22 protein-coding genes are annotated in these 26104 nt (G+C 38.4%); 15 read left to right on the top strand and 7 right to left on the bottom strand.

What is annotated here, in order from left to right; translation table 11 throughout:
- Positions 1-78: 78 nt before the first annotated feature.
- Complete coding sequence (locus tag QGN23_RS06195; protein ID WP_282906126.1) at positions 79-1107, bottom strand: WD40/YVTN/BNR-like repeat-containing protein; 1029 nt, start codon at positions 1105-1107, stop codon at positions 79-81.
- A gap of 292 nt (positions 1108-1399) precedes the next feature.
- On the opposite strand from QGN23_RS06195, the gene QGN23_RS06200 reads away from it, so the two are divergent.
- Positions 1400-2848 carry an IS1182 family transposase gene (locus QGN23_RS06200; RefSeq protein WP_282904574.1) on the top strand — a complete coding sequence of 483 codons (1449 nt, stop codon included), beginning with the start codon at positions 1400-1402 and terminating at the stop codon, positions 2846-2848.
- A 233-nt stretch (positions 2849-3081) separates the two neighbouring features.
- Here the strand turns inward: QGN23_RS06200 and QGN23_RS06205 are convergent, their stop codons facing one another.
- On the bottom strand, positions 3082-4767 hold the full coding sequence (locus QGN23_RS06205) for an amino acid permease (protein WP_282906127.1): 1686 nt from the start codon (positions 4765-4767) through the stop codon (positions 3082-3084).
- A gap of 241 nt (positions 4768-5008) precedes the next feature.
- Between QGN23_RS06205 and QGN23_RS06210 the strand changes: the two genes are divergently transcribed.
- The 14 genes from QGN23_RS06210 (at position 5009) to QGN23_RS06275 (ending at position 22158) form a co-directional block, all read left to right on the top strand.
- A complete protein-coding gene (locus QGN23_RS06210) occupies positions 5009-5617 on the top strand; it encodes a Crp/Fnr family transcriptional regulator (protein WP_282906128.1) in 609 nt (202 codons plus the stop codon).
- 245 nt (positions 5618-5862) lie between these two features.
- Positions 5863-6174 carry a rhodanese-like domain-containing protein gene (locus tag QGN23_RS06215; RefSeq protein WP_282906129.1) on the top strand — a complete coding sequence of 104 codons (312 nt, stop codon included), beginning with the start codon at positions 5863-5865 and terminating at the stop codon, positions 6172-6174.
- A gap of 4 nt (positions 6175-6178) precedes the next feature.
- On the top strand, positions 6179-6613 hold the full coding sequence (locus QGN23_RS06220; protein ID WP_282906130.1) for an OsmC family protein: 435 nt from the start codon (positions 6179-6181) through the stop codon (positions 6611-6613).
- Positions 6614-6775: 162 nt separating this feature from the next.
- A complete protein-coding gene (locus QGN23_RS06225) occupies positions 6776-8071 on the top strand; it encodes a TolC family protein (protein WP_282906131.1) in 1296 nt (431 codons plus the stop codon).
- Between the two features lie 11 nt (positions 8072-8082).
- Entirely contained in the window at positions 8083-9159 is a 1077-nt protein-coding gene (locus tag QGN23_RS06230) for an efflux RND transporter periplasmic adaptor subunit (RefSeq protein ID WP_282906132.1), read from the top strand.
- A gap of 149 nt (positions 9160-9308) precedes the next feature.
- Positions 9309-12494 (top strand): efflux RND transporter permease subunit, encoded by a 3186-nt coding sequence (locus QGN23_RS06235; RefSeq protein ID WP_282906133.1) that lies wholly within the window; start codon positions 9309-9311, stop codon positions 12492-12494.
- Positions 12495-12610: 116 nt separating this feature from the next.
- A complete protein-coding gene (locus QGN23_RS06240) occupies positions 12611-12916 on the top strand; it encodes a P-II family nitrogen regulator (RefSeq protein WP_282906134.1) in 306 nt (101 codons plus the stop codon).
- A 17-nt stretch (positions 12917-12933) separates the two neighbouring features.
- A complete protein-coding gene (locus tag QGN23_RS06245) occupies positions 12934-13137 on the top strand; it encodes a YgaP family membrane protein (protein ID WP_282906135.1) in 204 nt (67 codons plus the stop codon).
- A 579-nt stretch (positions 13138-13716) separates the two neighbouring features.
- Complete coding sequence (locus QGN23_RS06250; protein WP_282906136.1) at positions 13717-14751, top strand: type I phosphomannose isomerase catalytic subunit; 1035 nt, start codon at positions 13717-13719, stop codon at positions 14749-14751.
- A gap of 5 nt (positions 14752-14756) precedes the next feature.
- The gene (locus QGN23_RS06255; protein WP_282906137.1) at positions 14757-15518 is read left to right on the top strand and encodes an HAD-IIB family hydrolase; all 762 of its coding nucleotides are present in this window, start codon (positions 14757-14759) and stop codon (positions 15516-15518) included.
- Positions 15515-16594 (top strand): glycoside hydrolase family 130 protein, encoded by a 1080-nt coding sequence (locus tag QGN23_RS06260; RefSeq protein ID WP_282906138.1) that lies wholly within the window; start codon positions 15515-15517, stop codon positions 16592-16594. Before QGN23_RS06255 ends, QGN23_RS06260 begins: the two co-directional genes overlap by 4 nt.
- A gap of 55 nt (positions 16595-16649) precedes the next feature.
- On the top strand, positions 16650-17732 hold the full coding sequence (glk, locus tag QGN23_RS06265) for a glucokinase (protein WP_282906139.1): 1083 nt from the start codon (positions 16650-16652) through the stop codon (positions 17730-17732).
- A 99-nt stretch (positions 17733-17831) separates the two neighbouring features.
- Complete coding sequence (locus tag QGN23_RS06270; protein ID WP_282906140.1) at positions 17832-18992, top strand: efflux RND transporter periplasmic adaptor subunit; 1161 nt, start codon at positions 17832-17834, stop codon at positions 18990-18992.
- Positions 18993-19014: 22 nt separating this feature from the next.
- On the top strand, positions 19015-22158 hold the full coding sequence (locus tag QGN23_RS06275; protein WP_282906141.1) for an efflux RND transporter permease subunit: 3144 nt from the start codon (positions 19015-19017) through the stop codon (positions 22156-22158).
- A 226-nt stretch (positions 22159-22384) separates the two neighbouring features.
- On the opposite strand, the gene QGN23_RS06280 is transcribed toward QGN23_RS06275, so the two are convergent.
- The 5 genes from QGN23_RS06280 to pgl form a co-directional block, all read right to left on the bottom strand.
- The gene (locus QGN23_RS06280; protein ID WP_282906142.1) at positions 22385-23029 is read right to left on the bottom strand and encodes a hypothetical protein; all 645 of its coding nucleotides are present in this window, start codon (positions 23027-23029) and stop codon (positions 22385-22387) included.
- Between the two features lie 24 nt (positions 23030-23053).
- A complete protein-coding gene (locus tag QGN23_RS06285; protein WP_282906143.1) occupies positions 23054-23575 on the bottom strand; it encodes a hypothetical protein in 522 nt (173 codons plus the stop codon).
- A 262-nt stretch (positions 23576-23837) separates the two neighbouring features.
- Positions 23838-24953, bottom strand: a complete 1116-nt coding sequence (locus tag QGN23_RS06290) for a DUF6600 domain-containing protein (RefSeq protein WP_282906144.1) — start codon at positions 24951-24953, stop codon at positions 23838-23840.
- Positions 24954-25184: 231 nt separating this feature from the next.
- Positions 25185-25322 (bottom strand): hypothetical protein, encoded by a 138-nt coding sequence (locus QGN23_RS06295; RefSeq protein ID WP_282906145.1) that lies wholly within the window; start codon positions 25320-25322, stop codon positions 25185-25187.
- Between the two features lie 51 nt (positions 25323-25373).
- On the bottom strand, positions 25374-26096 hold the full coding sequence (gene pgl / locus QGN23_RS06300) for a 6-phosphogluconolactonase (protein WP_282906146.1): 723 nt from the start codon (positions 26094-26096) through the stop codon (positions 25374-25376).
- Positions 26097-26104 lie beyond the last annotated feature (8 nt).

The following is a 26104-nucleotide window of genomic DNA, read 5'->3' on the forward strand; positions in this document are numbered from 1 at the left end:
TAAGAGTGGTCGAATTCTGAAATAGAACTTGTAAATCGTACAGATGAGTTTTGACAGTTTTCTAATGTTTGAAAATGACTAAAGACCATTACTGAACTTCATCTTCACAATCCTGTTTTTTCCTGCAAAAACAGCCGTATTTTCATCAATCCACTCGCAAACATACAATCCTTTTTCCTCTGAAATGGTTTTCCAGGTTTTGCCGTAATCATTAGAAAATTCGATATTTTGATCACCGACTGCGATCATATCTTTTCCTTTCGATTTCGGACGGAATTTTACGCAGGTTTTATAACCGCCATTTTTGCCGGAAGCTTGAATCTGCCACGTTTTTCCGCCATCGTTTGTGGTAGCGATATTATTAATATTTTCTGCTTGTTTGGTATAATCGCCGCCGACAGCAATTCCGAAATTTTCATCATAGAAATCGATGGAGTAGATTCCTTGGGAAGAAGTCCCCTGAATAAATGGTGTTTCAAATAAATGAATTTTTCCTGTTTTCAAATTCATCTTTATTATTCGGGACACCATTCCGCCTGTCGCTATCCAAATATTTTTCTTGGAAGAAGCTATATTGGTATTGCTTGCAGCAAAAGCAGCTTCTCCTTTTTTCAAATCCAAAAGCTCTTTATTAAGATAATTAATATTAAAATTTCCGTTGCCGGTGAATCTTGCAAATTTCAATTTTAAATTCTCTTCAGGATCGCTGAAAGTATAAAAATAATTACCTTGAAAATACAGGGCGTCATAAAAAGCGTTTTTCGCGCTATCGGTATGCACCACTTCCGGTTTCAGCGTCAACTTATCAATTCTAAAAAAGTAAGCAGGACTTTCAATATTAATAGCGTAAAAATAAGCATTATTCTGCGCTAAGGTGCGAAACTGCAAATTCTCACCGGACAATCTTATTTGCTTTTTATCCGCAGAATCCTTTAAACTGACATATCCGAATTTGGAATCTGTTCCGGAATACCATACTTTTCCATCGTAAATCTGCAAGGCACGAATGGAGATATTATCTTTTAATAACGTTTGAAATTCCACCTTTTGAGCAAAGAGAAAATTTAAGCATAAAAGAAAGAGCACGAAACCGAAAGCTTTTTTCATTGAGATTTAATTTAATCAAAAATAGTAAAAAAAGGCGAGTGTCTTTTTAACATTGAGAGATTAAGGAAAATTAAGATTTTCATCGAGTATTATAATTAAATGAATCTAACTGGGGTTTAGCTCTAAAAAAATCCGATTTGGGAAACAGTTAGGATTTTAAGTTTTGACCAAAAAAAATCCCGCCAAAAAATGAGGTCACTGAAAAAGTGCTTTATAATAAACAAAGGAGGGAAAACAGTTTTGTTTTCCCTCCTTTTTCGTATCTTAAAGGCGTATTTCAAAAGCAGAATATATGTTGGTACAGCAAGAAAAACTAGCACTGAGTTCCTATTCCGGATTATATGATTTAATTGTTCCCAGAGAAAATCTTCTTCGTAAAATTAATGAGCTTATTGATTTTTCTTTTATCTATGATGAGCTTTTGAACAAATATTGTTTAAGCAACGGTCGTAATGCAGAAAGCCCTGTGCGGATGTTCAAATACCTGCTTTTGAAAAGTATTTATACGGTTTCTGATGTAGATGTGGTGGAGCGTTCCCGGTATGATATGTCGTTCAAGTATTTTTTGGGAATGACTCCCGAGGAGAATGTCATTAATCCCAGCTCGCTTACAAAATTCAGAAAACTGCGTTTGAAAGACAGCGATCTGTTAAGTTTACTTATAGGCAAAACTGTGAGCATTGCCATTGAAAAAGGGATCATCAAATCCAGATCAATTATTGTAGACGCGACGCATACCCTGTCCAGAAGTAACCCTTTTTCCACGATAGAAGCATTGCGGGAACGCTCAAAATTACTTCGGAAAACCGTTTATCAGTTTGATGACGAATTTAAAACTCAAATGCCTTCAAAAAACACCGATAATGATCTAAACAAGGAATTGGATTATTGCAGAGAACTCGAAAAACGTATTGAAAACGACCCCGCTGTCTGTGAGATCCCTGCCGTAAAGGAGAAACTAAACCTTCTGAAAGAAATGATGGAAGACACCAACGAGCAATTGGTTTTTTCAAAAGACGGTGACGCCAAAACGGGTCATAAATCCGCTGACAGTTCTTTTTTCGGATACAAAACGCATCTGGCCATGAGCGAAGAGCGCATTATCACGGCAGCCGTTGTAACTTCTGGAGAGAAGGGTGATGGCCCGGAGCTTCCAAAATTATTGCAGATGAGCCAGGATAACGGGATGGAGGTAGATGCCATTATTGGCGATGCCGCTTACAGCGGAAAAGAAAATCTGAAATTAGCAAAGGAACAAAACATCAAAGTGGTCGCCCGACTGAATCCCGCCATCACGCAGGGGTTTCGAAAAGATGAAGATCAGTTTGACTATAATAAAGATGCTGACCGTTTTGTTTGTCCTGCCGGGCACATGGCAATCCGCAAGGCTAGGCAGGGCAAGAAAAACAAAGGGAAAAATCAGGTTGACACTTATTATTTTGATATCGAAAAGTGCAAGGTTTGCCCACTGAACGAAGGCTGCTACAAAGCCGGGGCGAAATCCAAAACCTATTCAGTCTCCATTAAATCAAATTTCCATCAGGAGCAAATGGCTTTTCAGGAAAGCGATTATTACAAAGAAAGATCCAAACACCGCTATAAAATTGAAGCCAAAAACAGCGAACTTAAAAATGTGCACGGCTATAACAGAGCGATTGCCTACGGCATCGAAAACATGCAAATGCAGGGAGCAATGGCTATTTTCGCAGTTAATTTGAAGAGGATACTGAAGTTAATATAGAGAAGAACGATATCTGAGCAGTAATTTATCAAAAGTCGTCACAGAGCACACATCCAAGACCATAAAGCCACAAAAATTTTATACACAAAAAAAGAAAAGAACTTATTACGAAAGTTTTAAACATCGTAATAAGCTCTCCTTTGTAACCCAAATTAGAAGAATAAACTAAAAATCATAGGGTTTTTCAGTGACCTCCAAAAAATGACGGGAAATCTATTGTTATATTTTGATATTTACTTTTTGTATTTAAAGAAATAATATCCATATAAAACAGTGTGTACAATAAGCATTCCTATAGAGAACATGATCAGACCACTGTCATCAACTTCTGCATTCTGGTGATGCAGATAAGCCAATACTCCTAAAAGTACGACTAAGAAAAAACCGGAAATAGCAGTTATAGAATAATTTTTCGGATCGTCAGTCGTGCTGTTTTGTTTTCCTAAAATAGAGTTTTTAATTCCACGATAGAGATAAACATCCAGACCGATCATCATCCAACACACCAAACGGATCCAGGTATCAAACGGTAAGAAAACCATCATTCCCAGACACACCAGTATTCCTAAAACCGGAATCAACGGAACCAGCGGCGTTCTGAACGCACGCGGCGCATTGGGTTGTGTTTTTCTTAAAACCAATACTCCTACACAAACTAAAATAAAGGCAAATAAAGTCCCAATACTGGTCATCTCACCCACAACTCTTCCCGGTACGAAAGCCGCAAACAAACTCACAAAAACCAAGAAGAAAAGATTGGATTTATAAGGAGTTCTGAATTTTGCATGAACTTCGCTGAAAACTTTTGGCAACAAACCATCTTTACTCATGGAGTAGAATACACGGCTTTGCCCCATCAACATTACCAAAATAACCGATGAATACCCCAACAAAATCGCTAAGATAATCGTGGTATTCAACCAGGGATATGCAGGAACCATTGTTCCGTTCACTACACTTCCCATCGCTTCAATTGCAATGGCAACCGGCGCTAAATGATCGCCACCACCACCGGCAGTAAATGCTTTATAGTTTACTACCCCTACCATTACGTAAGCAAAAATAATATACAGCACGGTACAGATAATGAGCGATCCCATAATCCCGATCGGCATCGATTTTTTAGGATCTTTGGTTTCCTGTGCAGCGGTTGAAACTGCATCAAAACCAATATAGGCAAAGAAGACTACGGCAGCCGCCCGTATAATTCCAGACCAGCCATATTCACCAAATTTACCAGTATTGGCGGGAATTAGCGGTTGTAGGTTTTCTGGTTTTACATATTTCCACCCCACAACGATAAAGATAATAACGATGGAAACTTTAAGAATTACAATTAAAGTATTAACAAATGCGGATTCGCTTGTTCCTTTAATTAAAATCAAGGACATAATGGTTACAATGAAAACAGCAGGCAGATTGATTAAACCTGTGTGAGCTACACCATCGACTATATAATTGTCAAAGGGCGTCATCATTAAATTATTAGGCAGTGAAACCCCAAAACTGGAAAAGAATTTTCCAAGATATCCCGACCAGCTCGAGGCTACAGTGGCTGCTCCTACCGCATATTCGAGGACTAAATCCCAGCCGATAATCCATGCTATAAATTCACCCATCGTGGCATACGAGTAGGTATAAGCACTTCCTGCAACAGGGATCATTGAGGCAAATTCTGCATAACACAATCCGGCAAAAGCACAGCCAATAGCTGCGATAATAAAGGAAATCATGATTCCAGGCCCGGCGTAGTTAGCAGCCGCAAGCCCGGTGATTGAGAATAATCCGGCACCAATAATGGCACCGATTCCCAAAGCCACCAACGAAGCGGAAGACAATGTTTTTTTCAATCCGTCTGAAGTCTCGTCAGATTCTGACAAAAGCTGGCTCAGAGGTTTGGTTCTCCAAAGATTTGACATTTTATATTTTTTTTAAGATTTTCAAAAATATAAAAATTAACTAATTATCACCTCTTTTTAATCAATTTCTTTTTGAAAAACTCCTTAAAAATCGCTAAAAACCTGAATTCCATAGCGAAACCGCAAAACCATATAAGCATATAAAACGTATTAAACAACTACTTTTCTGATTAAAAGCCGTAAGAACTCATAAATTGTTATAATATCAAATACGAAATGATAATTTTGTTAACTTTATGCCATGGTTTTAAAAGATATTTTCCAGTCAGATTTAGTGAAAGAAATTGAAGAATCCGGCAACCTGAATCATTTCAAAGCGGGCGAAACTATCGTGAATATGGATTCGTACATCAAAAATATTCCGGTGGTGATTTCCGGAAGTATTAAAGTAATCCGGACCGAAGAAGATGGACGTGAAATCCTGCTCTATTATTTAACTCCGGGGGAAAGCTGCATCGTTTCCATTCTTTCAGGGATGAAAAATGAGACTTCAAAAATCAAAGCCATCGTAGAAGAAGACGCAGATATCATGCTGATTCCTGCAGATAAAGCCAAAGAATGGGTGAAAAAATATCCCGATTGGACCGAGTTTATTTTTGATCTGTACCAAAAACGTTTTGAAGAACTTTTGGATGTGGTCAATTCAGTTGCTTTCCAGAAAATAGATACCCGGCTTTTACACCTTATCAAACAAAAAGTACAGTTATATAAGTCCAAAGAAATTTCGGTTACCCATCAACAACTCGCTGATGAATTGGGCATTACCCGCGAAGCAACAAGCCGGGTGCTGAAACAGATGGAAAAGGAACATCTCCTTATTCTTTCCCGAAATAAAATTGAACTTCTGTGATTGGAGGAAAAATTTTCTACCGCAAAAGCGGCAAAAGAAAAATTTGGATTTTAATCACTTCAAAAGAAAGCAAATGTAGGAACGATAATCATTGCGCTTCTGCAAACTTTTGAATAACTAAATTTTTAACCTGAACTTTTGTTTCTTTTGCGGTAAAAAATTTAAGCTTCTGTGATATAGATTACTGTAGCCATATTTTCTCTGACTTAAATTTGCATTATTAAATCAATCAAAAACGCAAAATTATGTTAGACACCATTAATCATCTTTTCGGATTCAAAAAAACAGATTACGCAGACCTTATTAAAAAAGGAGCTATTATTTTGGATGTACGCAGCAAAGAGGAATTTGCCGGAGGTCATATCAAAAACTCCATCAACATTCCTGTAGATCAACTTCTGAAAAATCTATCGAGATTGAAAGACAAAAACAAAACCATCATCACGTGTTGCGCTTCCGGAATGAGAAGTGCTTCTGCAAAAACGCTGCTTGTAAAAAATGGCTATACCGATGTTCATAACGGCGGCGGTTGGGCAAGTTTAAACAGTAAAATTTAAAAAAATGGAACCTCATTTATATAACGTAGATATTACCTGGTCGAAAGACCGGCAGGGAGAAATGTCTTCACCGGAACTTTCCACAACCGTAGAAATCGCTACTCCACCGCAATTCCCAAAAGGCGTGGAAGGAATTTGGTCTCCCGAACATTTGTTCACTTCTGCAGTTGCAAGTTGCCTGATGACCACATTTTTATCTATCGCGGAAAATTCCAAATTAGAGTTCACAGGTTTCACGTGCAAATCACACGGAAAACTGGAGCAAATAGAAGGAAAATTCCTAATGACAGAAGTTATTTTGGAACCAACTGTTACCATTGCGAATGAAAGCGACCGTGAAAAAGCAGAACGTGTTTTACAAAAATCTGAGCAGCATTGCTTGATCTCCAATTCAATAAAGTCGAAAGTCACAATGAAAACTACAATCGTCACTCTTTAAAAACACATCTTATCAATGATAGAAATAAAACCTCGAGAAGTCGGGGTTTTGTTTTTTTCATCCAATATGAAACCAGCAAAATTTCTTTATTAATGGGCTTTGTGATAAACATCACTGTACAGGATTTTTCACAGTCTTACTTTTGTCATCAAATTAAGATTTATGAAAAAATTATTGTTTTTACTCTTTATTTCTACCCAAATTTTTGGTCAGGATACTCTTCAGATTTCTAAAAAAGATTTAGAAGCCCGAATTGAAGGACAAAATTTATCGGTAAAATTAGCCAACGATGAAGTGAATGCTGCAAAAGCAAGTTTACTGGAAACCAGAGCGATGTATTTGCCTAATGTAACCGCTTCTTACACGGGAATTTCCACCAATAATCCATTGATGGCATTTGGTTCAAAACTGAATCAGGAGCGCATTACGATGATGGATTTTGATCCGGCAAAACTCAACAATCCAGATAATATTTTCAATTTCGCCACGAAACTGGAAGTTCAGCAACCGATTTTTAATAAAGATGCCGTTTATCGGAAAAAAGCGGGCGAAGTTCAGGTAGATGTTTTAAAAATAAAAGCAGAACGAACCAAAGAATATCTTCAGTTCGATTTGAATAAAGCGTATCTCCAGCTGCAAATGGCGTATAAAGTGGTCAACGTTCTGGAAGAAGCCCAACAAACTACGCTTGCCAATAAAAAAGTCATCGACAATTATTACAAAAACGGCATGATTCAGAAATCAGAAGTGTTGTACATGGATGTGCGTGTTTCTGAAATTGAAAACCAGATCCAATATGCAAAATCCAATGTGAGAAACGCTTCGGATTATCTCTATTTTTTGCTAAATGAAGATTCTAAAAACAAAGTATTCAAACCATCCGAGAAATTCTCTTATCAAGAACATATTTTAGAAGAAAATCCCCAACTCAACATCGATAGAAAAGATTTGCAGGCGTATGAGAAATCTATGGAAGCATACCATTATCTCATCAAATCATCGAAAGCGAAATTCTTACCCAAATTAAATGCCTTCGGAAGTTTCGAACTTTATGACAATAAACCCTATCAGTTTGATGCCAACGGATATTTGGTCGGACTGCAGCTTTCCTGGAACGTGTTCGATGGCCTGAAAGCGAAAAGCGAACAAGAAAAATACCGCGCAGATTTATCCAAAGCACAAACTGAAATTCAGCAATACCAAAAACAGAATCAGCTAGAACTCAATAAATCATACCGCCAGGTTTTAGATGCGGACCGAAAAGTTTCCCTTTCCAAATTAGCCTGGGAACAAAGCGGAGAAGCTTATAGAATAAGAAAAAACAGATATGCTCAGGGTTTGGAGAAATCATCAGATTTACTTTCCGCGGAAACCCAAATGTCCCAAAAAGAACTGGAACATCAGCAGGCGATTTTCGAATATAATTCAGCTCTTGAATACTTTAAATTTTTAAAATAAAAAAAAATCCAATGAAAATATTAATTTACTCCGTCCTTTTATTAGGATTAACGATAAGTTGTTCAGAAGACGAAAAAGACGCAACCCTGCAGCAAAAACCCATTGAAGTAACCGTGAGTCAGTCCCGGTCCAGCTCTGAAGGTGCTTTTGCCACCGCAAGCGGAAAATTAGTCTCAAAAAACTCCATAAATGTAAGCACCAGAATAATGGGCTACATAACCGGAATGAAAGCCGAAGTGGGCCAAAACGTAAGCGCCGGACAATTGTTGGTAAGCATCAACAGCGCCGACATTCAGGCAAAAGGCGGACAGGCCGGCGCGCAGATTTCACAGGCGCAGGCAAATTTCAACAGTGCTAAAAGAGACTACGAACGTTTTTCTAATTTATATAAAAGTCAAAGTGCTTCTCAAAAAGAACTCGATGATATGAGAGCGCGTTACGAAATGACAAAAGCAGGATTAGATGCGGCTCAAGCAATGAAAAGTGAAGTGAATGCACAATACAGATACACCAATATTACCGCGCCCATTTCCGGAGTCATTACTGCAAAATATGCCGAACAAGGCGATATGGCAAGTCCGGGAATGCCTTTGCTGACGATCGAATCTCCATCTGCTTTAAAGGCGCAGGTATTGGTTTCTGAGCAAAATATCACTTTAATAAAACAGGGAATGCCTGTGAAAATCACCTTGAAATCAACTAATCAGGAAGTCGGCGGAACAGTTGCGGAAATCAGCAGATCATCCGCAAACACAGGTGGACAATACTTGGTTAAGGTGAATGTCTCCAACAGTGCCAATCTCTTGTCGGGAATGTTTGTGAACGTTCAATTCCCCTTTAAAAATAATGGAAAAACGAATCAGGATTCCCAGGAAGGTGTGATGATTCCCAAATCTGCTTTGGTAGAAAACGGACAATTAACGGGAGTTTATACCGTAAGCGCAAATAATACTGCGATTCTTCGTTGGGTGAAAACCGGAAAAGATTTAGGCGATCAGGTAGAGATTTTATCTGGTCTAAATGCAAAAGAACCGTACATCATTTCTGCACAAGGCAAACTTTTCAACGGAGTGAAAGTAAAAAAATAATGTAACAGTTTATCAATGTAATAATTTACCAATCAATTCAATAATGAGTATTAATTGTCCATATTTTTCTTAAAAAAAATTGGTCGATTGAATAACTAAAGATTGTTACACTGGTAAATTGATACACTGTTAAATAAAAAAAATAAATTATGCAAGAAGGAATAGCAGGAAAGATTGCCAAAGTCTTTATCAATTCAAAACTCACCATTCTATTAATGGTTGCTTTGATGGTGATTGGCGCATACAGTTCCACTTTAATACCGAGAGAAGAAGAGCCGCAGATCATTGTTCCTATGGCCGATGTAATGGTCGGTTATCCCGGTGCAAATCCCACAGAAGTAGAAAACCGTGTGGTGAAACCTTTGGAAAAAATAATTTCCAACATCAAAGGTGTAGAGCATGTTCACAGCATGGCAATGAACGGAAAAGCCATGATTATCGTACAATTTTACGTGGGCGAAGACACCGAACGTTCTTACGTGAAACTCTACGATGAGATGATGAAGAACAAAAACATCTTCCCAAAAGGAGTGTATGAACCTTTGATAAAAACGCGTTCCATCGACGATGTTCCTATGTTGGGTTTAACGCTTTGGAGCGAAAAATATAACGATTTTCAGTTAAGACAAATTACAGAAGAACTTTCATCTGAAATAAAAAAGGTGAAAGATGTTTCTTTAACTAACGTGATTGGAGGAAGAAGCCGACAGTTAAAAGTAATTGTTGATAAAGATAAAATGGCAGAATCCAATGTAGATGCATTGGGAATTATGCAGATGATTCTGGCGAATAACGGAAGTTCACAATCCGGAAGTTTCTCCAGTAACGATCAGGAATATTTACTCACCACCGGAGAATTTTTAAGTTCTGCCGAAGAGGTGGGAAATCTCGTGATCGGAACTTCGCAAAATATGCCGGTTTATTTGAAACAGGTAGCAAAAATTGAAGACGGTGCTTCCTCTTCCACGAATTATGTAAATTTCGGATATGGAAACGCAACCGAAAAAGGCAAGAGTTTCTTATCAGAATATCCTGCGGTAACGCTTTCTGTTTCGAAAGTTAAAGGTGCAGATGCAATGCATATTTCCGAGGAAATTTTAGCAAAAGTAGAAACTTTAAAGAAAACTCTAATTCCCAATGATGTTCATGTAGAAGTCACCCGGAATTACGGGGAAACTGCGTCTCATAAAGTTTCAGAATTAATGGGACACTTGGGAATCGCCATTGTTGCCGTAACCATTTTGGTGATGCTTGCCATGGGATGGAGAGGCGGATTGGTCGTGTTTCTATCGGTTCCTTTAACTTTTGCTTTAACGCTTTTTTCCTATTATATGTTGGGTTATACGCTCAATAGAATTACGCTTTTCGCCCTGGTTTTCGTAGTGGGAATCGTTGTTGATGACAGTATTATCATTGCAGAAAATATGCACCGGCATTTTCACATGAAGAAATTACCGTTCAAGCAAGCCGCAATTTTCGCCATTAATGAAGTAGGAAATCCTACAATTTTAGCAACATTTACGGTAATTGCAGCGATTTTACCGATGGCATTTGTCTCCGGAATGATGGGACCTTATATGTCGCCAATGCCGATTGGAGCGTCGATTGCGATGTTACTTTCTTTATTTATTGCTTTAACGATTACGCCTTATTTAGGATTCCATTTATTAAAAGTAAAAGATTCTGAAGAACATAAAGAAGAACAGGGTCTGGAAACGGGTTTCATCTACAAAATTTACAAAAAAATTGAGCAACCATTGCTGGATAATGGTAAAAAAAGATGGACGATGCTCGGAGTTACTTTTATATTATTAATGATTTCCATGTTGGCTTTTGGTGCAAAATGGGTGGCGGTAAAAATGCTTCCGTTTGACAACAAAAATGAAGTTCAGGTGGTCATCGATATGCCCGAAGGAACGACTTTAGAACGAACTGCGGCAGCTACACAAGACATCGCGCAATATCTGAAAACCGTGCCGGAAGTGGTGAATTATCAATCTTATATTGGGTCGGCATCTCCCATTACTTTTAATGGATTGGTTCGTCATTACGACATGCGTGGAAGCAGCAATACAGCGGATATTCAGGTGAATCTTTTGCATAAAGAAGACCGGAATCTGCAAAGTCACGATATTGCAAAAGTCATTCGCCCAGAAATTCACAGGATTGCGAAAAAATACGGTGCGAATGTAAAAATTGTAGAAGTTCCGCCAGGACCACCGGTTTTATCCACCATTGTTGCGGAAGTTTACGGTCCGGATTATAACGAGCAGGTGAGAATTGCAAATGAAGTTCAGAAAATCCTCATCAATACGGATGATGTTGTGGATGTGGACTGGATGGTAGAATCGCCACAAACGGAATTCAAAATTGTGGCTGATAAAGAAAAAACAATGTTGAACGGCATTGTTCCACAACAAATTGTAGGAAACCTCACTTATCTGATTGGCGAACATTCCATCGGGAATTTATATGATCCAAAATCCAATGACGCCGTTGATATTGTAATAAAATTAAAAGATGGCGATAAAACCAGTATTTCGGACATTACCGATCAGAAAATAAAAGGTCAAAGCGGAATGGTTCCCGTAAGCGATTTGGTGAAAGTTCAGCGGGAAACTTTAGAAAAATCAATTTACCGAAAAGACCAGAAACGCGTGGTTTATATCCTTGCAGATATGGCTGGAGGATTAGAAAGTCCGGCTTATGCGATTCTCGGAATGGATAAAAAACTGAAAAACATTCAACTTCCGGCAGGATATTCATTGAATGAACTGTACATGAATCCTCCGAAAGATGAATCCGATTACACCGTGAAATGGGACGGAGAATGGCAAATCACTTTGGAGGTTTTCCGGGATTTGGGAGCGGCGTTTTTAGTGGTCATCATCATTATTTATATGTTGATTGTGGGTTGGTTTCAAAACTTCAAAACACCGATTCTGATGATGATTCCAATTCCACTTTCATTAATCGGCATCGTGCTTGGACACTGGTTATTAGGCGCTTTCTTTACGGCAACTTCGTTTATCGGAATGATTGCTTTGGCAGGAATCATGGTGAGAAACTCGATTCTTCTCATTGATTTTATTGAAATCCGCCTGAAGGAAGGAACACCCATTAAACAAGCCATTATTGAAGCTGGAGCGGTAAGAACAACACCAATTTTATTAACTACTGGAGCAGTTGTAATCGGAGCGGTAGTCATTCTCTTCGATCCAATTTTCCAGGGATTGGCAATTTCGCTGGTATTTGGAGCCATTATTTCCACTTTGCTCACGCTGATTGTCATTCCGCTGATTTATTACATGTCTGAAAAGGACAAATGGCTTTAGAATGAGCCTGTAGTTATAAAAGCAGAACCCGATTCCATTGAAGAAAATCTTAAGGATTAATTAACTCATTTCTCTGCTGGAAACTATTTCAGCAGAGAAATTTAAAACATCAAACTATGAAATTATTACTCATCACGGCCATCACGGAATTTGAAAATGAAGTGAAAAATATATTGGTGAAATCCGGGGCAAAATCTTTCACTTATCACACTGTTCAAGGTTTTAAGAATGAAAAAACCAGCAATGTATTAGAAAATTGGTTCGCCTCTTCCTATTCAGAAACAGAATCTTTGTTGTTCACAGTTTTTGCATCGGCGGAAAATTCCGTTCAAATTCTCGAAAAAATCAAAGAATTCAATGGAAAACAAGAAACACTTTCGAAGATCCACATTGCGCTTGTCGCTTTAGAACAACAATTTTAAAATAAAAAAAAACAATTATGAGAAATAGAATAATCCATGCTTTCGCAGGAACCATGATTTTGGCAAGTATACTTTTAACCCTTTATATGAGCCAAAACTGGTTGTGGTTAACAGGATTCGTAGGTGTTAATTTACTGCAGTCCTCAGTGACGAACTGGTGTCTGCTGGATAAGATATTAACAAAAATGGGATATACCAATGACGATACGGATGATTTGTGATATTCAACTTCACCGGAAAAATTTCATCTGTAATTCAACCTTCTCTAAGTAACGTTCCATAATTGAAACAAAAAAAGGCAGCAATAAATTATCGCTGCCTTTCTAAATATAATTTGAAAAATAAAATTTCAATAAATCTATTTGACTAAAACTTTTTGGGATTTTACTCCTTTATCAGTCTGCGGCATCAGCATAGATGTGTTATATTCCTGTCCCCATCAAACAATTAAATACTGTTATTGTTCCACTATTTTGAATCTTGTTCAGATTTCTTTTTTTTAAAGTTTAAATTCTCTGGAAGAAATGACGCTAATCATCTTATATTCTTGCTTTTCCGCATTTTAAAAAATCATTGCCGTCAGCCCAATGAAAATAAAAAAAACGAATTTAGTCATAATTAATTTCATCCCTCATTCTACTTCAATAAAATCTGTCACATATGTAATTCTTACAGCAAATATGTAACACTTTTCAGGTAATTATATCTCATATTTACGTTTGTTCTACATTCAAAAACTGGCTAAATCTTTCAATTTTAAGTAATATGAAACCGTAAGTTTTTCCGCGGGATTGTAAAAATTGAAAAAAACAGTTGTTCATTATTCTAAACTTATCAAGATGAGCAATCAAATGTATCCTTTAAAATTCGATCCTATTTATCAATATCGGTTATGGGGCGGTAGGAGATTAGAAAATTTACTTTCAAAACCACTTCCTGAAGACGAACCTGTGGGAGAAGCATGGCTGTTAAGCGACCGGAAAGATTATGCAAACGAGGTTTCCGAAGGAGCATTGAAAGGAACAACTTTGACAAAGTTAATGCATGATTTCCGGTACGAAATTATGGGTAAATTGGGTGGCCATTTCGATCACTTTCCACTTTTGTTAAAATTTCTGGATTGCAAAGAAGTACTGTCTGTTCAGGTTCATCCGTCGGATCATCAAAAAGAATATATCCCGGAAGGCGATTCCGGAAAAACGGAAGCCTGGGTCGTTTTGGAAACCAGTGAAACCAGCCGCATCTACGCAGGCTTAAAAAAAGGAACGACCAAAGAGAAATTGCTGGAATCTATTCAGAACAATACCGTATCCGATTGTTTGCACAGTTTCGTGCCCAAAGAAGATGACGCCATATTTATTCATTCAGGAGCGGTTCACACCCTTGGCGGGACGGTCGTTTTTGAAGTTCAGGAAAACAGTGATGTCACTTTCCGCCTCTATGATTGGGATCGAACTGATCAGAAAACGGGAAAACCACGCGAACTTCAGGTCGAAGAAGCTGTTGCCTGTATTGATTTTAATCAAGTGGATATTGGACCGGTGAATCCTTTAATAACTCCAGATCTTAAAGATACCGAAAAACTTTTCGACAATGAACACTTTAAAGCCTGGCGAATCAAAACCCGATCAGATTATATGGTAGGCTTTAAAGATGAACCGGCAATTTTAGTTTGCATCGATGGCAAGGGCTCGATGAATTACAATGGTAAAGATTACCACATCGATAAAGGTGAAGTGATACTCTTGCCGGCAATTATAGGTCTGCTCAATCTTCAACCGACGCAAGAAATCACGCTTCTGCAAATCGCTATTTCCGATAAAAAACTTCATTAAAAAAGATGAAAAGGCTCATTATTTTTGATTTAGACGGTACTTTGGCCAAGAGCAAATCAGCAATTGACAGGGAAATGGCTGAACTCTTAAATAATTTACTCGAAGTCGCCCAGGTCGCTATTATATCCGGTGGCGACTGGCCTCAGTTCGAAACACAGGTGTTGCAGTATTTACCAAAAAAAGCAATGCTTAAAAAATTAATGATTCTTCCGACTTGTGGAACAAAGTTTTATCAGTACAGAAAAGATTGGGAAGAATTGTATGAAGAAAATTTCACTGCAGAAGAAAGAGAAAAAATTCTGAACAATCTGCATACTGCAATAGAAGCAGCCCGTCTGGACATCAAGAAAACCTGGGGTGAGCAAATTGAAGACCGGGGAAGTCAGATTACCTTTTCAGGGTTAGGACAACAGGCACCTCTGGACCAGAAAAAAGTCTGGGATCCTGATTTTGAAAAACGTAAAAAAATTGTCGAACCACTGAAAGAAACGTTAAGTGAATTTTCGATCGGTATGGGCGGAACAACATCCATCGATATTGTAAAACCGGGTATAGATAAGGCGTATGGAATAAGAAAACTTAATGAAATTTTAGAAATAAAAATTCCTGAAATGCTCTTTATCGGCGATGCATTATTTGAAGGCGGCAACGATTACCCTGCCAGAAATACCGGTGCAGATTGTATTCAGGTAAGAGATCCTGAAGAAACCAAAAGAATTATTGAAACAATCATTGCCTGCTTAACCTCTAAAAATAAAAAACAATGATACCCTTCAAATTACATCGACTTTGTACCATCATGAAACCAGAGGAAGGAAACGAATTTGAAGTTGAAGGAGTACTGAACCCTGCGGTAACCCGCGGTCCAGATGGAAAACTTTATCTTTTTCCACGTTTGGTGGCCAAGAATAATTACTCTCGGATCGGTATTGCAAAAGTACTGTTTAATGATGCTGGTGATCCTGTCGGCGTAGAACGTTTGGGTGTTGTGCTGGAACCTGAAGCAGACTATGAGAAACGTCCGAATGGCGGTGGCGGTTGCGAGGATCCGCGCATAACCTACGTAGAACCTGTGGAACATTATATTATGACTTATACCGCTTATGGCCCACACGGACCGCGCATCGCCATGGCAAGATCGAAAGATCTTTTCACCTGGGAAAGAATGGGTTTGATTGGTTATACCCTTTATAAACCACTTGATTTTAATAATGTGGATGATAAAGATGCCAGTTTTTTCCCCATTGCTCTGCCCAGTCCGCACCACCACACTTCTATTGCCATGTTGCACCGTCCACTTTTTCCCGACAGTATTCCGGAAGAAACAGTTAAGAGAGGCGAATACCGAAATATCGATAAAAATAAGGAAAGCATATGGATTTCTTATTTCAACCTGAAAGAAGGGAAAGATACTTCTTTGCAAAATGCAAAATTCACGTCCCATCATTGCTTAGCGAATCCTGTTTACTCCTGGGAAAATTTAAAAATTGGCGGCGGCGCCCCTCCGATCCTGACAAAACACGGCTGGTTAATCATTTATCACGGCGTACAAAAACATGAAAACTGCACTAAAGATGATCCTAAATATTCTTATTCTGCAGGCGTGATGATTTTATCTGAAAAAGAGCCTCAAAAAATCTTGTACCGTTCGACGAAGCCTGTTTTATTTCCAGATTTACCGGAGGAAAAAATCGGAACAGTTGGTAATGTGGTTTTTCCCACCGGTACAGACCGCCGTGACGACATCGGCCAACCCAATAGAATTGATGTGTATTACGGAATGGCCGATGACAGAATAGGTGTCGCAAAAATGACAGTCCCCGAAAGCTTGCCCGAAAATTAAAAATCATATAAAACGCTATTCCGGGACAATCCCTTAACGATAAAAGCAATCAAAAATGGAGAATTTTAAATCAATATCATTACCCGATATTTCAGATGCCACTCTACCCATGGCCTATCCTTCCCGCGAAAAGAAATTACCCAGCTCTGGATTGGTTTTGGCGGCTGATGTGGGTGGAACTAAAACAAATCTGGCACTTTTTGAAATTCAAAAAGGAAAATTAATTTCGATTAAAAATCAACGTTATCCTACCACAGATCACGGTTCTTTTGTAAAGGCAATTCTTCATTTTCACGAAGATAATTCCTCTACTATTGATTGTGCCTGTTTGGGTGTCGCAGGTACCGTGGATGGTGACAAAGTTCGGGGTGTAAATTTCGCCTGGGAAATCGATGCTAAAAAATTAGAATCTGATCTAAACATTAAACGCGTACTTCTGATTAATGATCTGGAAGCCAACGCTTACGGCCTATCTGCACTTGAAGAAAATGACTTTGAAGTTTTGACAGTGGGTAAAAAATCCGAAGGCAATGCAGCGGTAATTTCACCGGGCACAGGTCTTGGCGAGGCGGGAATGTATTGGGACGGTTCACATTATCATCCGTATGCGACAGAAGGTGGACATTGCAATTTTGCGCCCAGCAGTCCGCTTGATATAGAATTATGGAAATTTCTAAAAACTAAATTTGATCATATTAGCTGTGAAAGGCTTATTTCAGGCCAGGGGATTCATAATATCTATCAATTTTTACGAAACTTCAGAAACGAAAAAGAACCCAAATGGCTCACTAAACAATTTCAAAATGAAGATCCACCTATCGCAATATCTACCGCAGCTCTGGAAAAGAAAGATCCGATATGTGCCGAAACTTTGCAACACTTTGTAAGATACCTTAGTGTGGAGTCGGCACAGCTTGCCTTGAAAACCAAAGCAACCGGTGGCATATATATCGGTGGCGGGATTGCTCCAAAAATTCTAGGTCTCATTAATAAAGAAGAATTTTATAAGAACTTTATCAACTTCGGGCGTATGGAACATTTGCTGAAAACAGTTCCTGTGAAAATAGTACTGAACGATCAGACAGCTTTGATCGGGGCCGCGTATTATGCAGCAATGGGAATTATTGAAACCGTTTAGAAACGGCAGCGTATTGCAATTTAGATCAATACCATAGTTATGTATAATTAATATCATTAACTAATGGGGTCATTAACTATTCTTCAATTAAAGCATCTGATGAAAAAACTAACCTTCTTACTATTACTCTCGGTCTTATTAAGCTGTAATAAAAACAAGCAAAACCCTGGAAAATCTGGGACGGCCCCCATAGCTGCTTATAAAGTAGCACCGGTATATTATGGAGATGCCGTTATTACCTATTCTTTTCCTGCAACCATAAAGGGAGAGCAGGACGTGGTTATTATTCCAAAAGTAGATGGGTTTATCGAAAAGATGTATGTGGACGAAGGTGCTGATGTTAAAAAAGGACAGCTTCTTTTTCAGTTAAGAAATCCACAGTACGAGGAAGCGGTTCGGAGCGCCAATGCTGCAGTAAAAATAGCAGTTGCCAATGTGAAATCTGCGCAGATGCAGGTGAATCAGGTAAAACCTTTGGTGGATCGCAATATTGTGAGCAAATATGCTCTTGAGGCCAATCAATATGCGTTGGAATCCAGCCAGGCATCACTTGCTTCAGCAAAAGCAAACCTTACCAACGCCCAGGTAAATCTCGGTTATCTTACCATTCGAAGTCCTGCTGACGGAACGGTGGGAGTCATACCTTACAAAACGGGAAGTTTGGTAAGCAGCAGTGCCGGAAATAGCTTGACGACCGTTTACAATACCTCAAATGTGTATGTTTATTTTTCAGTTAATGAAAAACTGCTGCTTGGTTTCACCCATCATTTTAAGGGAAATACGCAACAAAATAAATTTAGTAATTTAGAAGAAGTCTCCCTACAACTGGCAGACGGAACCGTATATCCTGTAAAGGGAAAAGTAACTGCCTCTTCCGGGGCCGTAAGTACCGAAACGGGATCTGCAAATTTCAGAGCCACCTTTCCCAACCCAAACAGGCTGATACAGAGCGGAAGCAGTGCCAACATTTTAATCCCAATCCCCGTGGAGTCGACAATCTTAGTTCCTCAGGAAGCCTCTTTTGATCTTCAGGGCAAGAAATTCGTGTACCAGGTGATCAACAAAGACAGCTTAATAAGCACCAGCATAGAAGTTAGTGAAAACACCATTGGAAATCTATTTATAGTAAACAAAGGATTAAATAAAAACGCCATCATCGTTCTGGAAGGTATAGGTGGTTTAAAACCGGGAATGCGCATAAAACCAGTTCCTGTAAAAAAAGACAGTGTTTACCAAGCTGTCTTAAAAGAAGTAAAATAATAACTCTTATAAATAAAATCAAATGTTCAAGATATTTATTGAAAGACCATTATTATCTGTCGTCATTTCGGTAATGATAGTGATTTTGGGAGTATTAGCCTACCTCTCATTACCTGTTACCCAATATCCACAAATTGCACCTCCCACCGTGAATGTTACTGCGACCTATCCTGGTGCCAATGCAGAAGTAGTTCTCAACAATGTCGTTATTCCACTGGAAGAGGCAATCAATGGTGTTGAAGGAATGTCTTATATGACCTCAACTGCTACCAACGACGGTACCGCGGCCATTACTATTTATTTTAATTTGGGGAGCGATCCCGATATTAATGCAGTAAATGTTCAGAACAGTGTTCAAAGCGCCACAAAACTTTTACCCGCTCAAGTCATTCAAACTGGAGTTACGGTAAGCAAAAAACAAAGCAGTAACCTCTTATTTTTTGCCCTGAAAAGCGACAATCCAGATTATGACCTAAAGTTTTTGAGTAATTATGCCACCATCAATATTGTCCCAACTATTCAGCGGATCAATGGTGTAGGTGGTGTAAATGTTTTTGGATCGCAGGATTATGCCATGCGTATCTGGTTAAAGCCCGATGTTATGGCTGTGTATGGACTGTCTCCTGATGATGTGGTGAATGCTCTCGCAGAACAGAATATCGATGCTGCTCCAGGAAAATTTGGCGAAAACAGCAATCAGGTATTTCAATACAATATTCAGTTTACAGGACGCCTTCAATCGGTTGCAGAATTTGAAAATATCATCCTGCATGCTTCTAAAGACGGATCACTGTTACGGTTAAAAGACATCGCACGGATAGAGCTGGGTACTTTAACTTACGCATCTACCCAAAGTACAGACGGAAAACCGGCGACCGTAATTTCCGTAAGCCAAACGGCAGGTTCAAATGCACAAAATATTGTAACGCAGACCATTGCTACACTCGACGCCGCTTCAGCGTCTTTCCCTACAGGAATTCATTATATTTCTTTATTTAATGTTAATGATTTTTTAAGCGCTTCTATTAGTAAAGTGGTCGAAACACTGCTTATCGCCTACTTCCTTGTTTTTTTGGTTGTGCTGTTATTTCTGCAGGATTTTAGGTCGACCCTTATTCCGGCGGTTTCCATTATCGTTTCCATTGTCGGCACCTTTGCCTGCCTCACGCTTTTTGGTTTTACCATTAACCTGCTTACGCTTTTTGCCTTGGTTTTGGCCATCGGTATTGTGGTGGATGATCCAATTGTGGTGGTTGAAGCGATACACGCCAAACTCGACGAAGGCTATACTTCATCAAAACAGGCAGCGATTGATACCATGTCCAATCTTAGCAGCGTTATTATCGCAATCACATTGGTAATGGCTTCTGTATTTATACCGGTTTCATTTATAAGTGGATCTTCGGGAGTGTTTTTTAATCAGTTTGGTTTGACGCTGGCATCAGCTATTGTTATTTCTGCAATCAGTTCTTTAACTCTAAGTCCAGCTTTATGCGCCTTATTTCTTAAACCACATCACGAAGATCCAAATCAGAAAAAGACTTTCCTTCAAAAATTTAAAACTGGTTTCAACACAGGTTTTGATTCTATAAAAGGAAAATATCAAAAATCCATTTTATTTTTATCCCGCAAAAAATGGATGGTTCCGGTCGCGATATTGGTCGCTATTTCGCTATTGATTTATTTTATGAAAATTACCCCATCCGGCTTTGTGCCTGATGAAGATCAAGGAGTACTCTTTGCGGACATTGCCCTAGCACCAGGGAGTTCTTTGGACAGAACCACCGTAATTGCCAATCGGGTTAATGACATAACATCAGGGATACCGGACATACAGAACAATGCTGTAGTAACAGGCAACAGCATCATCAATGGAAGCGGAAGCAATTATGCTTTACTGATCATGCGTCTGAAACCTTGGGGCGAAAGAAAAGGAGTAGGCATCAATGATATTATAGGTCTACTGTTTCAGAAAACATCACAATTCAAGGATGCTAAAATTCTATTTTTTGCGCCACCGACGGTTACCGGCTTTAGCGTTTCCGGAGGTTTTTCATTACAACTGCAGGATAAAACCGGAGGCAGTCTTGAAAAATTCAACAGCGTTTCAGAAAAATTTCTGGACGCATTAAATAAACGGCCGGAAATTCAGTATGCTGCGACAGGTTTTGCGCTAAACTACCCCAAATATTTAATGGAGATCAATGTTGCAAAGGCAAAAGAAGCTGGCTTTACTATGAATTCTATTATTTCGACAATGCAGGGATATTATGGAGGGGACTACGCTTCCAATTTCTATGAATTCGGGAAACAATACCGGGTCATTGTTCAGGCAGATGCACCTTACAGAAGCGTGCTTCAGGGATTAAACAATATATATATTAAGAATTCCGCCGGCACGATGGCACCCATTAACGAATTTATAACGATGACCAAAACGTTTGGACCGCAAAGTATTTCCCGTTTTAATTTGTATACCAGTATGGCTGTTACCGGGCAGCCCAATACAGGATATACCAGTGGCAACGCACTGAATGCCATACAGGAAGTCGCCGCGAAAACCCTTCCTCAAGGCTATGGATTTGAATATTCGGGAATTTCACGGGAAGAAAGTAAAAGTGGTGGTCAAACGTTGTACATCTATATCCTGTGTCTTGTTTTCGTGTATTTTCTTTTGGTAGCGTTATATGAAAGTCTTCTTATACCATTTTCCATATTATTCACCTTACCGGTTGGTTTGATGGGGACCTATTTTTTTGCCCATTTGTTTAAAATTGATAATAATATTTATATGCAGTTAGCGGTCATTATGCTCATAGGACTGCTTTCCAAAAACGCTATTCTGGTCGTGGAATACGCCTTGGAAAGACGACATTCGGGAATGACGATTATTGATGCTGCTGTTGCAGGAGCCACTGCAAGATTACGCCCTATTCTCATGACCTCTCTTGCTTTTATTGTGGGACTGCTGCCATTGGTTTTTGCATCAGGTGTCGGTGCTGCTGGTAATCAATCCATTGGCGTTGGTGCCGTCGGAGGAATGCTTGTAGGAACTTTATTCGGAGTTTTTGTGATACCGGGGCTTTTTATTCTCTTTCAATCATTGGAGGAATTTCTTACAGGAAAGAATAAAAACAACAATACACCAAAGCCGGAAGTGAAATAGTTCAATATTTTAGAAATAAACAATAAAATATTTAAAACAAAGCCCAATACGAAGAAAATACCGCGAACTTCTATTCTACTTTGTTGGGTCCGAGGCAATTTATTTTAAAAGGCCAAAATCTCCCAGTCGAATTGATTGGGAGATTAAAAAAATGGGATTTATTTAAGAAATTTTTAAAATAGGACATCAGCCTACTTTAAAATTTATAGAAAAACATTTTAATCCTCTAATTTAAATAAGAAAATTCCTGAAAATTCTTCTTAAAGTGATCATTAACTTTTTTGTTGAATTCTACAGTTCTTTTCTCCCAGACATTATAATCTGCCTTCAATTTTTCCCCTTCCATAACCAAATCTTTGTGATCTTTTTGGGCATCTTGTTTCACGGTCCGTTCCGTATTTTTAAGGTTAGCAAAAGTGACATCGAATCTTTTGGAGGTTGTGTTTATTTCCGCAGCGTCGGGATCTTCCCAAATCAATAAATCATCACTGCTTAAGTAGCTGTGATTCGCAATAATCTCGGCATTGGCTATAAGATTCCTTATTAGGTTGATCTGTACAGCCTTCCCGTTTTCGAGATCATTAGAAACCTTATTTAAGTGAGAATTAAGAGAATCTAGTTTTTGTTTTTCGCTCTTATTAATGTTTTCCGCTTCTTTGTTGAGTTCAGCAATTCCCTCTTTAATTCTTTTTGAAGCTTTAGGTAATTGCCCATTTTCAATAAATTTTAAAGCTTCAGCAAATTTAATATCAGATCCATTGGGTGTAGTTTGGACTTTATTATTCGTTACCTGATCACCCATCTTCCTCTTTTTGCAATTGGCTAAGGTTAAAAAAATCACGGCAAGTACAATATAATGTACTGTTTTCATTTTTGTCAATATTTAGAAACGATTTTACTTTAAAATTTTACCATTGGCATCGGTATGAACGCGTTTGGTCTTTCCATCTTTATAAAGAAGAAATCTATAATGTTCCACGGTTCTTCCGTTGGCATAATTAATCATATGATAGTTATCTTTACCGATAGTCCAGCCAGGATATGCTGATGCAATAGATCGGGATACGGCTGATGGCGGAGGAACATCTTTTATATTTTCTACGGTGCTCATCAATTTACCATCTCCATCCAAATTGGCGACAAGTTTTTTATTTTTTGAAGAAATTGTGATCTGATAACTATTTATATCTGAAAGGTCTACATCGTTATTTACATATACATTTCCCGCTACATAATCAATAGGAACTGCGTTATAACCTTCCACAACGTAATTCGGAAAATTTGTTTCAATTGATTTAAGGACCACTTCCGGTACGTCTCCCCTTTTCAAGACAGCACTGTAAAGAACTGAAGTATCCTGTGCATAGGATTGAAAACCCAATCCTATCATTGCTAAAATTAAAATTGACTTTTTCATTTTTTTAAAATTTAATTATGATGATTTGTTAAAACTTATTGATATCAGAAAAACTGGATGCTGCTTTATTATTACAAAATCTAACTTTTTCAAAGCCTGCTGTTAGGTTTTAAAATGAAGTCTGATAATTTGCTTGTTTAAACCAGATAAAAGAGATTTTTTATAATTACAGCAGACCCGCCACCTGAGATAAAATGTAGTAAAAAACAATTACTGGTACCTTTTTAAAATTGCAGGAATCTCCAGTGAACGGTTATCTTTTTTATCTTCTTCTACCTGAACCCTGAGGCATCCTGTTTTCGGAAGAACGTGCGGGACTTCTCATTTCTGGCATCCGCTCTACATTTTGTCGTTGTACAGCCCTGTCGACCGAAGGCATTCTCTGCTCTTCTGTATTGCGAATTTGGGGACTGTTTTCTATCGGTTGTGATCTTCTAACCTCCGCATTTTGATTTTGACGATTATTCTCTATCACTTGTGGGTTTCTATTATTGTTTTGTTGATTGGAGTTTCTTGATGGAAAAGCGCCTCTTTCTTCTCCAGTTCTAATTGGAGGGTTTTCAATATTCATCCTTTTAAAAACTGAGGGTTGCGGATGAATGACTTCAGGACGATAAAGCTGTAAATTATTACCCTCTCTTTTGGCCGGCATTATTTTAGCCGCTGATTTAATTGATACAGGAGGGATTTGCCGGTTGGTATATTGTTCAACATTTTTCAGTTCCGGTCCACGGGAATAATAATGATTATGGATGGACGTTCTGTCGAAATTATTAAGCGTCTGGATTCTATTTGTAAAAGCATTATCTCTGCCTCGGTCTTCTGCGAATCTCGATATATCTCTATCATGAATATGCTCCCTTGGAACGATATTCCAGTAAAAGGCATTCGGTCTCCAGTTGTTATAGGCAAAACCTACACTTACAAGCGGTCCCAAAGGTGCCCAGGCATAATAATTATCGACTTCTCCCCAAGTCACCCAAGCTGGAGACCATTCGTAACCAGGAATCCATAACCATCCATATTGAGGATCATACAACCAACGGCCATAATGAAAAGGTGCCCAGCCCCAATCATAATTAGAGGCCCACGCCCAACCATCGTTCGTATATTCCCAATTTCCGTTGGTTAAATAAGGTCTAAAATCGCCATTTACATTGGGGCTCCAAACATGATCATACCCCGGATATTCGATCCAGTTCCCATAAGGAGAAAGTTCATCATAAAAAGTTTGGTAGGTAATCGTTGCAGAAATCCGGGACTGTGCAAAAACTTTGGTTATCCCAAAATTGGCATACATCGCAATAAATAGCGCGAATATAAAAACAGTTTCAAATAACTTTTTCAATGTATTCGTACTTGTGTTCGTTGTTTCCATTGTTAATATTATTTATGTTTTAACCACTATCAGAATAAATCCATTAATAAACTTTTATGCTTGTAATTGATGATCAGGTATGTGATTACAACTTTTAGAATTATTGTATTTCATCTCTTTTATTTTAGGACGTAATCACCAATTGCCATTCAAAGGTGAATAATTCTATACTTAAATCCATTACACAATTGTTAAAATAATTTACGCCATTCACACCCTGAGATCCGCAGACTAAAACCTGTATTTTACCATTTTTAAATGGGAGTCATTTTTAAAAAGGTCTTTCAGCTGAACTTTTTTCATCTGAGTTTGGTGTACAATTAATGCTTCCCAAGCCGAAGTTTCGGCAGGATTTATTTTCGGAAACATTTTCGAATCTTTTAAAAATATAATAGGAAGTTGTACAGAAAATTTTTTCAGCTATAATCGGGACGCCGCTTTTTTATCTAAAAACCACTGCACTTTCTTTTGTTCATTTTTAATTAAACGCGCTGGATATTGACTTTCCGAACCGGATTGATCGTTCAGAACATGAAATACTGCCTCAGATTTCTCTTCTCCGAAAACCAAAAACGCAATTTTTCTAGCCTGATTTATCAGGGGTGCAGTCATCGTAATCCTGTACATATCCACTTCTTTCACAAAAACGGATTTAATGGCAGCTTCAGTTTCCTCCAATACAGATGTATTTGGGAAAAGAGAAGCGGTATGTGAATTGTCGCCAAGCCCCAGCAGAACAAAGTCGAATTCAACTGTTTTGTTTTGAAAATGTGCTGCGATGGATTCTTCATATTTTCGGGCAGCTTCTACCGGAGAACCGGTTGTGTTGACATTGAATATATGAGATTTTTTGATCTTCAGAGGATCAAATAAAACTTCTTTTACCATGAGCGAATTTCTCTGTGGATCGGTTTCGGGCACAAACCTTTCATCACCAAAGAAAAAAAAGGTTTTGTTCCAGGCAATCTTATTGTGGTATGTTTTTGATGCCAAAAGTTCATACAATTTACGCGGCGAACTTCCACCCGAAAGTACAAAATTAAACTGTCCGCGCTTTTTAATCGCCAGTTCTGAAGCATGGCAAATGGTTGTCGCCAAAGCGTTCATCACTTCATCAATAGTATTATAAATATTTAAGTCCATTTTAAGCC

Origin of the sequence: Chryseobacterium gotjawalense (genome assembly GCF_030012525.1) — a bacterium.
GTDB lineage: Bacteria > Bacteroidota > Bacteroidia > Flavobacteriales > Weeksellaceae > Kaistella > Kaistella gotjawalense.

Coding starts and splice junctions, on each gene's coding strand:
- QGN23_RS06255 (WP_282906137.1), top strand. CDS start 14,757: ATGAAAAGGCTCATTATTTTTGATTTAGACGGTACTTTGGCCAAGAGC.
- QGN23_RS06235 (WP_282906133.1), top strand. CDS start 9,309: ATGCAAGAAGGAATAGCAGGAAAGATTGCCAAAGTCTTTATCAATTCA.
- pgl (WP_282906146.1), bottom strand. CDS start 26,096: ATGGACTTAAATATTTATAATACTATTGATGAAGTGATGAACGCTTTG.
- QGN23_RS06200 (WP_282904574.1), top strand. CDS start 1,400: ATGTTGGTACAGCAAGAAAAACTAGCACTGAGTTCCTATTCCGGATTA.
- QGN23_RS06210 (WP_282906128.1), top strand. CDS start 5,009: ATGGTTTTAAAAGATATTTTCCAGTCAGATTTAGTGAAAGAAATTGAA.
- QGN23_RS06205 (WP_282906127.1), bottom strand. CDS start 4,767: ATGTCAAATCTTTGGAGAACCAAACCTCTGAGCCAGCTTTTGTCAGAA.
- QGN23_RS06295 (WP_282906145.1), bottom strand. CDS start 25,322: ATGTTTCCGAAAATAAATCCTGCCGAAACTTCGGCTTGGGAAGCATTA.
- QGN23_RS06285 (WP_282906143.1), bottom strand. CDS start 23,575: ATGAAAAAGTCAATTTTAATTTTAGCAATGATAGGATTGGGTTTTCAA.
- QGN23_RS06230 (WP_282906132.1), top strand. CDS start 8,083: ATGAAAATATTAATTTACTCCGTCCTTTTATTAGGATTAACGATAAGT.
- QGN23_RS06280 (WP_282906142.1), bottom strand. CDS start 23,029: ATGAAAACAGTACATTATATTGTACTTGCCGTGATTTTTTTAACCTTA.
- QGN23_RS06220 (WP_282906130.1), top strand. CDS start 6,179: ATGGAACCTCATTTATATAACGTAGATATTACCTGGTCGAAAGACCGG.
- QGN23_RS06270 (WP_282906140.1), top strand. CDS start 17,832: ATGAAAAAACTAACCTTCTTACTATTACTCTCGGTCTTATTAAGCTGT.
- QGN23_RS06240 (WP_282906134.1), top strand. CDS start 12,611: ATGAAATTATTACTCATCACGGCCATCACGGAATTTGAAAATGAAGTG.
- QGN23_RS06245 (WP_282906135.1), top strand. CDS start 12,934: ATGAGAAATAGAATAATCCATGCTTTCGCAGGAACCATGATTTTGGCA.
- QGN23_RS06225 (WP_282906131.1), top strand. CDS start 6,776: ATGAAAAAATTATTGTTTTTACTCTTTATTTCTACCCAAATTTTTGGT.
- QGN23_RS06260 (WP_282906138.1), top strand. CDS start 15,515: ATGATACCCTTCAAATTACATCGACTTTGTACCATCATGAAACCAGAG.
- QGN23_RS06195 (WP_282906126.1), bottom strand. CDS start 1,107: ATGAAAAAAGCTTTCGGTTTCGTGCTCTTTCTTTTATGCTTAAATTTT.
- QGN23_RS06275 (WP_282906141.1), top strand. CDS start 19,015: ATGTTCAAGATATTTATTGAAAGACCATTATTATCTGTCGTCATTTCG.
- glk (WP_282906139.1), top strand. CDS start 16,650: ATGGAGAATTTTAAATCAATATCATTACCCGATATTTCAGATGCCACT.
- QGN23_RS06290 (WP_282906144.1), bottom strand. CDS start 24,953: ATGGAAACAACGAACACAAGTACGAATACATTGAAAAAGTTATTTGAA.
- QGN23_RS06215 (WP_282906129.1), top strand. CDS start 5,863: ATGTTAGACACCATTAATCATCTTTTCGGATTCAAAAAAACAGATTAC.